The sequence below is a fragment of the Peribacillus sp. genome, assembly GCF_059453735.1.
Genome location: NZ_JAZVJO010000437.1, coordinates 1 through 13,513, shown reverse-complemented (window position 1 = coordinate 13,513; position 13,513 = coordinate 1). Strand labels below are relative to the sequence as shown.

13 protein-coding genes and 1 riboswitch are annotated in these 13,513 nt (G+C 40.4%); of the genes, 2 read left to right on the top strand and 11 right to left on the bottom strand.

All coding sequences use genetic code 11. The annotated features are described in order from the left end of the window. A partial coding sequence (locus AC52RT_RS14395; RefSeq protein WP_495541380.1) for a hypothetical protein occupies nucleotides 1-190 on the top strand: 190 nt, incomplete at its 5' end. A 197-nt stretch (nucleotides 191-387) separates the two neighbouring features. On the opposite strand, the gene AC52RT_RS14390 is transcribed toward AC52RT_RS14395, so the two are convergent. The 9 genes from AC52RT_RS14390 to secA all read right to left on the bottom strand — a co-directional run bounded on the left by AC52RT_RS14390 (nucleotide 388) and on the right by secA (nucleotide 12,106). Then, a complete protein-coding gene (locus AC52RT_RS14390) occupies nucleotides 388-1,587 on the bottom strand; it encodes a PDZ domain-containing protein (RefSeq protein WP_495541379.1) in 1,200 nt (399 codons plus the stop codon). A gap of 131 nt (nucleotides 1,588-1,718) precedes the next feature. Beyond that, complete coding sequence (locus AC52RT_RS14385) at nucleotides 1,719-3,149, bottom strand: S41 family peptidase (protein WP_495541378.1); 1,431 nt, start codon at nucleotides 3,147-3,149, stop codon at nucleotides 1,719-1,721. Between the two features lie 136 nt (nucleotides 3,150-3,285). After that, on the bottom strand, nucleotides 3,286-4,647 hold the full coding sequence (locus AC52RT_RS14380; protein ID WP_495541377.1) for a murein hydrolase activator EnvC family protein: 1,362 nt from the start codon (nucleotides 4,645-4,647) through the stop codon (nucleotides 3,286-3,288). A 132-nt stretch (nucleotides 4,648-4,779) separates the two neighbouring features. Next, nucleotides 4,780-5,673, bottom strand: coding sequence for a permease-like cell division protein FtsX (ftsX, locus tag AC52RT_RS14375; RefSeq protein WP_495541376.1), 894 nt, complete (start codon nucleotides 5,671-5,673; stop codon nucleotides 4,780-4,782). Further along, on the bottom strand, nucleotides 5,663-6,349 hold the full coding sequence (gene ftsE, locus AC52RT_RS14370; protein WP_495541375.1) for a cell division ATP-binding protein FtsE: 687 nt from the start codon (nucleotides 6,347-6,349) through the stop codon (nucleotides 5,663-5,665). Before ftsE ends, ftsX begins: the two co-directional genes overlap by 11 nt. A gap of 554 nt (nucleotides 6,350-6,903) precedes the next feature. Next, nucleotides 6,904-7,227 (bottom strand): cytochrome c551, encoded by a 324-nt coding sequence (cccB, locus tag AC52RT_RS14365; RefSeq protein ID WP_495541374.1) that lies wholly within the window; start codon nucleotides 7,225-7,227, stop codon nucleotides 6,904-6,906. Between the two features lie 43 nt (nucleotides 7,228-7,270). Then, nucleotides 7,271-8,134 carry a YitT family protein gene (locus tag AC52RT_RS14360; RefSeq protein ID WP_495541373.1) on the bottom strand — a complete coding sequence of 288 codons (864 nt, stop codon included), beginning with the start codon at nucleotides 8,132-8,134 and terminating at the stop codon, nucleotides 7,271-7,273. A gap of 173 nt (nucleotides 8,135-8,307) precedes the next feature. Next, nucleotides 8,308-9,406 (bottom strand): peptide chain release factor 2 gene (gene prfB / locus AC52RT_RS14355; protein ID WP_495541372.1). Its coding sequence is split into 2 segments (ribosomal slippage): nucleotides 8,308-9,333 and nucleotides 9,335-9,406, totalling 1,098 coding nucleotides; the frame shifts between segments, so codons are not numbered across the junction. A gap of 186 nt (nucleotides 9,407-9,592) precedes the next feature. Next, entirely contained in the window at nucleotides 9,593-12,106 is a 2,514-nt protein-coding gene (secA, locus tag AC52RT_RS14350; RefSeq protein ID WP_495541371.1) for a preprotein translocase subunit SecA, read from the bottom strand. 243 nt (nucleotides 12,107-12,349) lie between these two features. Between secA and AC52RT_RS14345 the strand changes: the two genes are divergently transcribed. Continuing rightward, a complete protein-coding gene (locus AC52RT_RS14345; protein WP_495541370.1) occupies nucleotides 12,350-12,679 on the top strand; it encodes a helix-turn-helix domain-containing protein in 330 nt (109 codons plus the stop codon). Nucleotides 12,680-12,743: 64 nt separating this feature from the next. On the opposite strand, the gene sinI is transcribed toward AC52RT_RS14345, so the two are convergent. Further along, complete coding sequence (gene sinI, locus AC52RT_RS14340) at nucleotides 12,744-12,890, bottom strand: DNA-binding anti-repressor SinI (protein ID WP_495541369.1); 147 nt, start codon at nucleotides 12,888-12,890, stop codon at nucleotides 12,744-12,746. 30 nt (nucleotides 12,891-12,920) lie between these two features. Beyond that, nucleotides 12,921-13,005, bottom strand: a riboswitch (cyclic di-GMP riboswitch). A gap of 178 nt (nucleotides 13,006-13,183) precedes the next feature. Beyond that, the gene (locus tag AC52RT_RS14335; RefSeq protein WP_495541368.1) at nucleotides 13,184-13,375 is read right to left on the bottom strand and encodes a hypothetical protein; all 192 of its coding nucleotides are present in this window, start codon (nucleotides 13,373-13,375) and stop codon (nucleotides 13,184-13,186) included. Between the last annotated feature and the right edge of the window lie 138 nt (nucleotides 13,376-13,513).

Here is a 13,513-nt window from a genome sequence, read left to right as displayed (position 1 = left end):
AGTCGGAGGCCAAGCGGTCTTAGGAAGACAAATAAGGCAGTCTACTCCTTGGCTCACAGTACGACATGGCTACGACCCGACTTATCCAATAGATGCGGTCAGCCGCCAGCCAAGCAGCCAACCTAATTCAACGTGTTTTCTCAAAAATGCATCTATAAATACAAAAGGCTTTAAAACTCAGATGAAATAGAGCAGGTTACACTTTTTCATAAAACCGGTTCATCAGGATCCACCTACTTTATACGTTGGGGCAGAATTTTTCCGAGTTACGGCCAAATGTGTCTTCAGTTCACCCAGCCTCCAGCCATAGAATAACTGGTTTTCCCCAAAAAAATAATTCCCTTTATACGAAATAAAAAGAAGAGGCTTTTTAAAGCCTCTTCTACATTACCCGACTTGGTCGGTTTCTTTGGTTTGGTTTTCTGTGAAGAGCAGTCCTAGTTCGTGGTGTTCGCCTTCAAAGAGGGCACGCTGGACATAGCGAATTTGTTGGTTGTTGCCGACTACTTCAAGCTTACAGTGGGCTCGGTTTTTCTGTAGTGCTTTGTAGAATTCACGTTCGTCCGTGACATGAATGCCATTGACTTTCGTGACAATTTCTCCAAGTTGCAGGCCCATTTTTTGAGCAGGCGTTTCTGGAATGACACCGAGAATACGAACGCCAAGCTTACTTCTTGAAAAGTAGATAGGCAAATTTCGATCGCTTCTTTTTCTTAAGTAATTGATGCCTTCCCGGCCGATTAAACCAATTACGACCGATATGATGGACATGTATGGATACCAGTACCCGCCAACCGCAACAGCTAAGACCACTGTTCCAAGAAGAATAACCTGTCGTCCACTCGCTTTAATTGCCGTTTCTGGAAGTATCCCTTGTACTTTTTGCGAAAAACCAATTAAGAACGGAATGACAATTGGCGTGATCGACTGACCGTCAATTGAGAAAACGGGGAACCAGTCAAATGGAGCCGGTAAATTACCGCCGGGGATGAAGACAAATAACGGAAGCATCCAGATTCTTCTCGATGCATACCTGCCGACAGTCTGTCCTCGCTTCGAGATAACTAGTCCCGGAGACGGTTTTTTAATAGCATTCCTTGTAATTAAGAAGCCTTCTGCAAACAACAAGAGACCTAGCAAAATTGCCACAGTCGGATAAACTGGGGTATCAATGTCCCGAAAATATTGGCCATAGAACGGCCACTCTATCTCTCCCCCATATGTATAGAGAATAAATAATAGGAAAAAGCTGATACTGACGCTATACGCAGGTGAGAGTAATCTCATCTTCAGCGTTAAGGCTAGCAATATGCTTACCGCACCAATTATAACAAGAACTGCCGGTGGAACAACAAGGCCTGTACCTAGTGTAAACAGCGAAAGGATGAGCCCCCAAAGAATTCCCTGCGGTAAAAGCTGCCGTAATTCCGTACTTTTGCGATAGATGCGAATGTTAAAATCACGACGCTCTCGTTGAACACGGATGACTCCGATTGCTAGAGCGATAATAATGGATACATACAATAACGGATGTATAAAAAGAATTCCAATTCCCCTTAAGCATTCTATCAGCCATTCCTCAGTCACGATACCTCACCATCTTTCTTCTATCTTCTTTCCTATATACTGAAAATATACTATTCTCTATTCTATCAAAGATTACATACTGATGCCTAGCATGTACCAAAAAAAGAGCCCAGCTATATGGGCTCAACTTCCTATTCTCTTGAGACAATCTTTAAAGCAGTCCGCAGTTGAACATCGTTTTGTTTATCACGAATTTTTTCAGTGATCGAAGCAGTAAGCTCCTCTGCTGTCTGAGTATCGAGTTCTCCAGTCACTTTTAACCCTTTATGTCGTTGAAAAGCTTTAAGCGCTGTTTCTGTTTTTGAACTAAAGTACCCATCCGTTCGCCCCGGCACAAAGCCAATTGCTTTTAGCATTTCTTGAGCATGCTTAATTTTTTCATCGTTCATATCACGTTCGAAAGGTTTGTCCACTTCTAACTGGTGTGCAGTAAAATAAGCAGGTTGATGGACTTCAATATTCGGTGCAATTCCCACTTTGTGAATCCAGTTTCCATTCGGTGTCAGCCACTTAAATAGCGAGATTTTTATATTGCTGCCGTCGCCCATTGGAACAGCTTGTTGAACGGTCCCTTTACCAAAAGTACGTTCACCAATTATCTTGTAACCACCTGCTTCTTGTAATGCTCCCGCCAATATTTCTGAAGCAGACGCGCTGCCATTATCGGTTAGGACAACAATTGGATAGTTCTTTCTTTGCTTGAGCTCAGTGGAAAACGTTTGTACTTTACCTGTTCGTTCAGCAATTTGTAATATAGGTTTATCCTTCGGAATCAGTACTCCTAGAATATTCTCGACACTCTTCAATAAACCACCAGGATTTCCGCGAACATCGATAATAAGACCTTGGATTCCTTTATTCTCGAGATCCTTCAACTGTCTTTTGAAATCTGTCGCTGTTTTCTCTGAGAATAGAGTTATATCAATATAACCAATTTGTTCATCATTACTCTCCATAGTAGAAGAAAAAACCGTATCAACTGGGATTTCTTCACGGGTAATATTCAGCGTGATTGGACGAACCACTCCTTGTCGCTTAATCTCCAGACTAACTGAAGTCCCTTTTTTCCCTCGGATCTTCAGTCTCGTTTCTTCCAGATTTAAGCCCTCAACGCTCTTACCATTTACTTTAAGCAGCTGATCTCTTGGCTTTAGGCCAGCTTTCTCAGCGGGTGAATCTTTATATGGTGCGACGATGATGATTTTATTATCTTCTACTCCAATTTCGGTTCCGATGCCTTCAAAGGTAGAATCAAGTGATTCGCTGAACTGATTGGCCGTTTGCTTATCCATATAGACGGAGTAGGGATCCTTAAGTGTTGCCAGCATTCCTTGGATTGCTCCTTCAACGAGCTGCGTACTTCCTACTTTTTCAACATATTGATTTTTAATGAGCTGGTAGGCAGCTTCTACCTTAATCCATTCTTGATTCGCCACACCCTCTTTCGTTTCCTGTTTTAATGGTTCATCGGCGGTCATCTTCTCCGTATAATAGGCTCCGCCAAGTGCTCCGAGCAAAAGTGATAATACAATTGCGAGTGGTAGAATCCATTTTTTACCCATAGTGGTCTCCTTTGTTTACATTGTGTATTTCACTATATGAATAGCTTGTACGATATATGCATTCTTAGAGCACCTAAAAAACCAGCTTGTCCAAATACGGACAAGCTGGTTTCTTCTCTTAATATAAGGGTATATATTACATAGATACGTAGCTTAAAGGATTAACAGCATTTGTTTTTGATACATTCCATGCACCTTTATGCAATTCGAAATGTAAATGCTGTCCGAAGGAATGGCCTGTATTACCCATGATTCCGATTTGTTGTCCTTTAGCCACAACTTGTCCAGAACCAACGTTACGCGAACTCAAATGTGCATAAACTGTCGTATATGTTTGACCGCCAATTGAGTGGGATACCATGATACAGTTTCCATAAGAACTAGAAAAATACGAACGGATAACTACACCATCTGCTGCTGCTACGACTGGAACCGTTCCAGATTGAGCAATATCAATACCCGCATGGAATTTATTCCAACGTGCACCGATTTGTGATGTTACTCTCCCTGCACTTGGACGAGTAAATTGTCCAGATGAAACAGGCGGTGTTGATACATTTGCATTTGATGATGGTGATGGTGATGGTGATGAACTTGATGATGATGATGAACTTGAGCTATTTTTCGCACTTGCTGCACGTTGTTTCGCCGCAGCTGCCTCTGCTTCTGCACGTTTCTTCGCTTCTGCAGCTGCTTGTTTTCTTGCAGCTTCTAACTCAGCAAGACGATTTTTCTCTAGGTTGATTGCTTGTTTCATAGCATTTGCTTGAGCAGCAAGATTTTCTTCTTCTTCTTTAAGGTTCATTTTCAGTTCATGGGCGTCATGCTCTTTTTCTTCGAGTTGAGCCATTAACTTATCTTTCTGACCCTTTTGAGCAGTTAACTGACTCTTCATGTTTTCAAGCTCTGCCAGCATTGATTCGAGATTACTTAATTTGTTTTCAACAGACGTCTGTTTATCTTCAAGATCCTTCTTATCAATTTCATGCTGCTTTAAGATTTCTTGATCGGCTTCTACGATGGTTGCTACAGCTCCAACACGGCCAATAAAGTCACTAAAACTTGATGATCCAAGCAGTACCTCTAGGTAGCTGACATCTCCGCCAGACTCCTGTAATGATACCGCACGTTCTTTCAACAATTCATTACGCTTTGCAATTCTTTCTTTCAAAACGACAATTTCAGCCTTAAGAACGACAATTTCTTCTTTTGTTTCATTAATTTGAATATTTTTTTCAGCAATTTTCTGCGTTGAATCATTAATCGCTAATTCAAGTCTATGTATTTGTTGTTCAACCGTTTCTTGTTGATTCTGCAGTTTGTTAATGTCTTGGTCGGCTTTATTAATATCCGATTTTACCCCTGATTGTTGTTCCTCAATCTTCTTCGTCTTTTCTTGCATTTCTTCAATCGATTCGGCATCTGCATGCTGGATGGTAAACATACTCCCCAATCCCAGTGTGATTGCCGTGCTAAGTGCTAACATTCTCTTTTTCAATTCCCTGTTCCCCTTTCTTCCCGTCAGACTATCCAATGGCTCGTCATTTTTTGTCGCAGCTTGTTGGCTTCTCTGTAGTGGTACATAAAAAGAGAAGGAGCTGGGCCAAAGTCGGCTCAGCTATTCTATTGTTTATATTTTTAAGAACTTTCTAACTGACATCAAGCTTCCCCAAACCCCAATCAGTCCTCCTAAAATAATTAGAATCGCAGATATTTGATAAATAAATGGGCTTACCGGAAGGAACTCAACAAATTTAATTGAAATCAACGGTGTTAAATAATTATATAAGTAAGAATAGGACGTTGCGATTAAAGCAATCGGGATAATCGATCCGAGGATGCCCAGCCATAATCCTTCTAAGAAGAACGGCCAGCGGATAAACGAATTCGTTGCTCCCACTAATCTCATAATCTCTATTTCTCGTTTTCTTGCCATGATGGTAATTTTAATGGTATTTGAGATTAAGAACATGGCTGTAAATAATAAGCCAATAATTAAGACAATCCCAATATTACGTGCCGTTTCAACGACGTTAAATAGTTTTTCAACATATCCCTCTCCATAGACAACATCTTGTACGTAATGATATTCCTTTACGTTCTTAGCTACAGGGATAACATCCTCTGGCACTTTCGTTTTGAGGATGAATGCATTTCGCAATGGATTATCCTGTTCGAACAATTTAAAGGCATCACCATCATCCCCAAGGTCTTTAATTAACTGAGTTAATTCTTCTTCCTTAGGCGAATAGGTTACCTTTTCAACTTCGGATATTTGAGTCAATTGCTGCTCAAGCAGCTTTCGATCATCCTCACCTGCTGCTGGATCTAGATAAACCTTTACTTCTACATCTTTTTCAACATTACTGGCTATATGATTTAAATTCATCATAATGACAAAAAACACACCGACAAGAAGAAGCGTTACAGTTACGGCACTAACGGATGCGAATGTCATCCAGCCGTTACGGGAAAGATTCTTCCCACTCTCACGCAGATGTCGGTTCAGCGTTCTAATTTTCATATCCGTATTCACCTCGTTGCTCGTCACGAACGATTTGTCCTTCTTCAATGGCAATAACTCTATGCGGCATATTGTTAACAATATCCCGATTATGAGTGGCCATGACGACAGTCGTTCCATTCTTGTTGATTTGTTCGAAGATATTCATAATTTCCCAAGATGTTTCTGGATCTAGGTTTCCTGTCGGTTCATCAGCAATCACGATTTTCGGTGAATTGACAATCGAACGCGCAATTGAAATCCTTTGCTGCTCTCCTCCAGAAAGCTCTGATGGCAGCATTCTTACTTTATGTTTTAAACCAACGAGTTCGAGGACTTCCATTACACGTTTCTTTATTTCTGCGGGTGTATTTTCGATTACTTCCATCGCAAACGCTACATTTTCATAAACAGATAAGTTTTGCAGCAATTTGTAATCTTGGAACACGACCCCGATATTTCTGCGAAACAATGGAACCTTTGTATTCCTCAGTTTTGGTAAACTCACACCATTTACAATGATATTGCCCGATGTCGGACGCTCTTCTCGATACATCATTTTAATGAACGTCGATTTCCCGGCACCACTGGTTCCTACCACATATACAAATTCACCCGGTTTAATTTTTACATTAATTCCACCTATGGCGCTTACGCCATTTGGATAAGTCTTCTTTACATCAATCATTTCTATCATATATATACCACCTAATCAGCTCTTAAATTTATTCATGTTGAATAGTAAATCATGCTGTCATTAAAAGCTCGTAAATATACTTTAGTCGCTGTTAAACCCAAAAAAATAAACAGGATGGTCCTGTTTATAGGTACTAAAACATTATATCATCAATTTTCGTCAAAATAAGCAATTATATATTACAGTTTCATTTCATTTAGATGATCCAGTTTTAAAAAATACATGAATAAAAAGACCCTATCTTCTTGTAGAAATTTGATTTTATTTTTAGGTCTTTTTACATAAAAATTGTTCTTGAATTTTGTTTTTGTGGAAAGTAATTCCTCAGCAGACTTACCATGCTTGGACTATGATATAAGCACTTTAAACCCTTATCTCTTAGTAAAAATTCTTTTTAAACTGTAGGATATACGACTTAGCTGAAGATAAATACAGGCATTAGTTAACTGTTTCACCAAGGTAATTATTCAACACATTTTATACCATATATTTTGTCAAAAAACGGTATAACAAAAAGACACTGCTTACGATCAGCAGGGTCTTGGTCTTGGTACTTATTTTTTTTCTGCAAGCCAAGCCGCTACATTGGCAGCGTCTTCGCCTTTAAGAACTTCTGACGGCATGATTCCTTTTCCTTCTGCAATAATGGTTTCAATGTCTTCTTTTGATAGTTTTGATCCGACGTTAGTTAATTCAGGTCCAGCCGCACCTTCAAGATTGTTGCCATGGCAGCCCGCGCAGCTTCTTTCATAGAGCTTTTCTTCAGCGCTGGCTGTTTGGGTTGAATCACCCGCAGGTTCTTTGGTTTCGTTTCCACCGCCGCATGCAGTCAGCATAATGGTTGTACTAAGTAAGATTCCTAGCATTTTTTTATTCATGTCATTGCCTCCTCTGTAAGTCCCTTAGGAATATTATAGCAGATTAAGCTGGTTTAAATCCTTCTCCTAGAACTTCAGAAGCATCCATTACGACGACAAAAGCCTTTGGATCTACGGTTTTAATCAATTGTTTCAATTTAGTGAATTCTGATTGATCGACCACACACATTAATAATGGGCGAGCATCATCCGTATACCCTCCCATGCCTGTTAGACGAGTCACCCCTCGATTGATTTCATTGATAATCGCATCTCGTACTTCGACTTCGTTATTCGTAATGATCATGACCGTTTTGGAACGATTAATCCCTACTTGAATTAAATCTATCGTTTTGCTTGTTACATATAACCCAATTAATGCATAGAGTCCTTGTTCAATATCAAACACGATTGCTGCCCATAAAACAATTAATCCATCAATCATTGCGACACATGTTCCTAACGAAAAATGGGTGTATTTATGGATAATCTGGGCGGCTAGATCCGTTCCCCCCGTTGAAGCCTTCCCGCGAAAGACAATGCCAAGTCCGAGTCCAACCATGATTCCCCCGCAAATGGCCCCTAAAAGCGCATCCTCTGTCCAAGGTTCCCAATCTTTCGTTAGAAACACGATAAAAGGAAGAAACAATGTGCCGACAAGTGATTTCGCACCAAAATGCATACCGAGGAAAATTAACCCCGCGATGAATAATGGGATATTAAAAGCCCATTGCACAAACGCCGGCTCCCAGTGCATGAGTGCATCAGTAATCGTACTAATTCCGCTTACGCCGCCAGAAGCAATTCTATTGGGGAGTAGAAATACATTAAATCCAATCGCAATAATCGCCGATCCTATCAAAACTAACCCATATTCAATCAGCTTTTCCAACATGGGATGCTTAGGTTCTCGATACCTTCTATTCATTATATTCTCTCCTCTATGACAGGACTACGTTAGTCCGTACTTCCTTTGATAGCCGAAAGTAGTATAGCATTCCAAAACTCGCTAGTAAATGGCATCTGAATAAAGCGGTAAAGGAACAAAGGCTGTTCAAAGAAAAAAACTGGCAGGGGGAAAATCCCTGCCAGTCATGAATCTTATAATTTTGAACGAAGGTAGGCATCGATAAATTGATCGATGTCACCGTCCATAACACCTTGGACGTTTCCAGATTCCGTGCTGGTACGATGATCTTTAACCATTGAGTACGGATGGAATACGTACGAACGGATTTGGCTTCCCCAGCCATTTTCTTTTTGTTCGCCACGGATTTCATCAAGATCAGCTTGTTGTTGTTCAATTTCACGCTGATACAATTTTGCTTGCAGCAGTTTCATGGCTTGTGCTTTGTTTTTGATTTGAGAACGTTCGGACTGGCAAGTGACGACCACGCCTGTAGGTAGATGTGTAATCCGAACGGCTGAGTCAGTTGTATTAATATGCTGTCCGCCAGCACCTGTTGCACGGTACGTATCAATTCTTAAATCTTCGGTACGAATTTCAATATTAATCGTTTCATCAAATTCTGGCATAACTTCACACGAAACAAACGAAGTATGACGGCGGCCTGATGAATCAAATGGTGAAATCCGCACAAGACGATGAACACCTTTTTCTGCTTTTAAATAGCCATAAGCGTTATGACCTTTGAAAAGAAGCGTGACACTCTTAATTCCCGCTTCATCTCCAGGCAGGTAATCTAGTGTTTCGACTTTAAAGCCGCGCTTTTCGCCCCATCTTGTGTACATACGAAGCAGCATCGAACCCCAGTCCTGAGACTCTGTTCCGCCTGCGCCGGGATGAAGTTCAAGAATCGCATTTTTGCTGTCATATTCTTCACTTAACAGCAGTTGCAATTCAAAGTCATTCATCTTCTTCGAAAGAACCATGATTTCTTCTTCTAAATCAGCTTGAAGCTCTTCATCACTTTCTTCTTTAACCAATTCGAATGTTAAATCAAGATTTTCATATGAATCATTTAATTCAGCAAGCTCACCAACTATTTCTTTCAACACATTCGTTTCATTAATGACGCCTTGCGCTGTTTGTTGATCATTCCAGAAATCAGGATGAGTCATCTCGTTTTCTAATTCAGCAATACGGGCTTCCTTCTCTTCTAAGTCAAAGAGACCCCCTAAAGTCCGTTAGTCGCCTAGCGGTTTTTTCAAGTTCGTTTCTGATATCTGCTAATTCCATATTTCTCACCTCATAATAGTTTAAAAAGACAATATATTAACGCGTTCATCGATAGATTCTTCTCTGTAACTATAAGCCAAAGACAGGCTGATAAGCAACTGCCACATTGATGCAAAACAAAAGAGGCAACGCATAAATGTGATTTGGCTGCCTCTTCTGCCACAAACTGGATTATGTTTCCTAAGCTTACTCCAACTTACCGTGACAGTTTTTATATTTTTTCCCGCTGCCGCACGGGCATAAGGCATTACGTCCGACATCCGCCTTTTTTCGAGCCGGTTTTTTCTTAACCGCTTCTCCGTCTTCCTTCGGATTAACGGCTTCTCCCTTAATGACTTCTTGACGTTCGAGGTTATTACGGATTTCTGCTTTCATAATGTATTTCGCTACATCATCTTCAATGGCAGTAATCATTGCCTCAAACATCGCAAAGCCTTCTTGCTGGTATTCACGAAGTGGATCAATTTGACCATAGGCACGTAGATGAATTCCTTGGCGTAATTGCTCCATGGCATCGATATGATCCATCCATTTGCTGTCTACCGCACGAAGGACAATTACTTTTTCGAATTCACGCATTTGTTCAGCAGATAACTGTTCTTCTTTTTCATTATATTTTTCGATAACTTTATCGATCAGGAAGGCAGAAATTTCTTCTGCATCCTTTCCTTCAAGGTCAGCAGCTGTTACTTCGCCTTCATCAAAAAGATTTCCTTGTGCATAATCAGCGATTGACTGCAGATTCACTTCCGATTCTTCCTCAGTAGTCTGCGTTAATACCGCAACTGAACGCTGAATAGACGAAGTGAGCATCGTTTCAACGATGGAACGAAGGTTTTCACTATCAAGCACGTCAAAGCGTTGTTTATAAATAATTTCCCGCTGTTGGCGAAGAACATCATCATATTGAAGTAATTGTTTACGCGCATCAAAGTTATTTCCTTCGACACGTTTTTGGGCTGACTCTACTGCTTTTGATACCATTCTGCTTTGAATCGGCTCATTATCATCCATACCTAATCGAGTCATCATGGCTTTCATGTTATCAGACCCAAAACGACGCATCAGCTCATCTTCCATGGATAAGTAGAACTGGGTCATACCTGGATCACCTTGACGTCCGGCACGTCCACGAAGCTGATTATCAATCCGTCGGCTTTCATGACGTTCAGTACCAATGACAGCCAGACCGCCTGCCTCAATGACACCATCACCCAGCTTGATATCAGTACCACGACCAGCCATGTTTGTCGCAATGGTAACCGCCCCTAATTGGCCAGCGTTTGCAATGATTTCTGCCTCACGCTCATGGTTTTTTGCATTTAACACATTATGCATGATTCCTTTTTTCGTTAAGTAATTCGAAATGATTTCTGATGTCTCAATCGCTACTGTACCAACCAGCATTGGCTGCCCTTTGGCGTGGCGTTCTGCAATTTCTTCAACCACAGCACGGAATTTCCCATCCATTGATGCATAGATTAAATCAGCCCGGTCATCCCTGATAATGTTCTGATTTGTCGGGATGCTGATGACATTCATATTATAGATATTACGAAACTCTTCTTCTTCCGTTTTAGCTGTACCCGTCATCCCCGACAGCTTATCGTACATCCGGAAGTAGTTTTGGAAGGTAATCGTTGCAAGCGTCATGCTCTCATTTTGAATCTCGAGACCTTCCTTCGCTTCAATGGCCTGATGGAGCCCGTCACTATAACGACGTCCTTTCATTAAACGACCTGTAAATTGGTCAACAATAATGATTTCGCCATCTTGGACAACATAATCAACATCTAAATGCATCGTCGCATGTGCTTTTAAGGCTTGGTTAATATGATGATTAAGCACGACATTTGTGATTTCAAATAAGTTATCAATATTAAAAGCAGATTCAGCACGGTTCATTCCTTCTTCCGTAAGCTGAACACCCTTTGTTTTTTCATCATAGGTATAATGAGTATCTTTCGTCAGGGTACGCACAAATGCATTTGCCTGAATATAGAGCTGGGCAGACTTTTGAGCAGAACCAGATATAATCAGCGGAGTTCGTGCTTCATCAATCAAAATTGAATCGACTTCATCAATCACGGCATAATGAAGCGGACGCTGTGTCATCTGTTCTTTATAAAGGACCATGTTATCACGCAAGTAATCAAATCCAAGCTCATTATTCGTACTATAGGTAATGTCAGCTTGGTAAGCTTCTTGTTTTTCTTCCTTAGAAAGACCATTTGTATTCAATCCAACAGTTAAACCAAGAAATTCATAGAGCTCTCCCATTTCCTCAGCATCACGACTTGCTAAGTATTCGTTGACCGTCACGACATGGACCCCTTTGCCTGTTAGGGCATTCAGATACACGGGCATGGTTGATGTCAACGTTTTCCCTTCACCCGTTTTCATTTCAGCGATATTTCCTTCATGAAGAGCAATCCCCCCCATGAGCTGAACGCGGAACGGGTACATCCCAAGTGCCCGCTTGGCTCCTTCACGAACCACAGCGAAAGCTTCTGCCAATAGCTCATCGACACTTTCTCCCTTTTGGTACCGTTCTTTAAATTCTTCTGTTTTTGCACGAAGTTGTTCATCCGATAAAGCAGCTGTCTGATCGGCAAGCGCTTCAATTTGATCTGCCTTTTTTTCTAGACGTTTCACATCGCGTTTATTCGGATCAAACACTTTATTTAATATATTCAGCATTCAGTAAGTCTCCTCTTTAGAAAGATAATCGACCTTATCTATAAGTGAACAGAAAATAGGACTTCTGCTTATTATCACGTAAATCACTCTGGTATCCCCTTAATATTACCACTTTACGTTTTTAGGTACAACTTCATCTATCTAAGAAAACTATGGATTTACCCATAGGGAAACTGGTAGAATGAAAATAAAGAAAAATGGAAAGTCTTCCATATAAATAGAAAGATGTAGGATGTGATGATTGTGATAGGAGAACGAGTTAAAAAATACCGGCAGCAAAAGCGTATGTCTATGACCGAGGTAGCCGATAAAGCAGGCGTTGCTAAATCCTACTTAAGTTCAATCGAACGCAATTTGCAATCGAATCCTTCCATTCAATTTCTTGAAAAGATCTCTGCCGTATTGGATATTCCGGTTGACTCTCTATTACATGATGAGCCGAACACGGAAAACTTAGATTCTGAATGGATGGCGATCGTCCAGCAAGCAATGTCATCAGGCGTATCTAAGGAACAGTTCAAGGAGTATCTTGAGTTTCAAAAATGGAAAGCAACACAAGAAGATAAAGGATGAAATAAAAAAATCCCTTAAGCAAGCCGATTTTAACTAAAATCAGTTTGCTTAAGGGGTTTCTTCGTTATAAGACGCATGTTTTTTCATCTTTCCCTTGTTTGTCCATTTTTTCTGCCTGTAAAAAGTCTATAATTTCTTGTTGTTTGAGTCCCAGCTGCTTCGCTTGCAGTATTAATTCTACCCATTCCTGATCGAGCTTTGCTTGAACCAATCCAATCCCTCCTAAAATACCGACCGTATTTCAGGCAGCCCGGCCGTCGTAGCATATGTACCTTAGACCCGAAGCTTTGCGTCCTTATTTTGCAACAAGTTTGCCTTTTTCTGCCAAACATTTCCTTTACCGTTCATTCATTATAAAGGAAGGTTTCCAAAATGGTTGTTGGTTTTTGTCGGATAATACTGGTAAATACTAACTATTTTTTTACATTATTCTAACTATTCACTTATTACCATTCTACCATACTGGTAAACATTACCTATATATTTTTGTGTTTTTCTGGAAATTTAATGGTACTTTGCGACTGAACTTCTTCGATACCACGGGGTATTATTCGTTCTTATTATTTGAGCCATTTTTTCGGGGTGATGTACCTTTTGTTTGGTTAAATCCTCACCGCAGACCGGACAAAGCCATTGTCCTTCTTTTGCACTGCTGAACGAAGGTCTCTTACAGCTATAACAGTTTTTACGAAACATGGTCCATCTCCCTTCTGTACTCTTTAATGACAAATCGTTCTTTTTTAAGAACAAGTACATTGAGTATAATGGAACCCTTTCATGAGATAAACTCTCGTAATTAGCTAATTTCTTTAGGAAACTAGCGTTATTCTACGT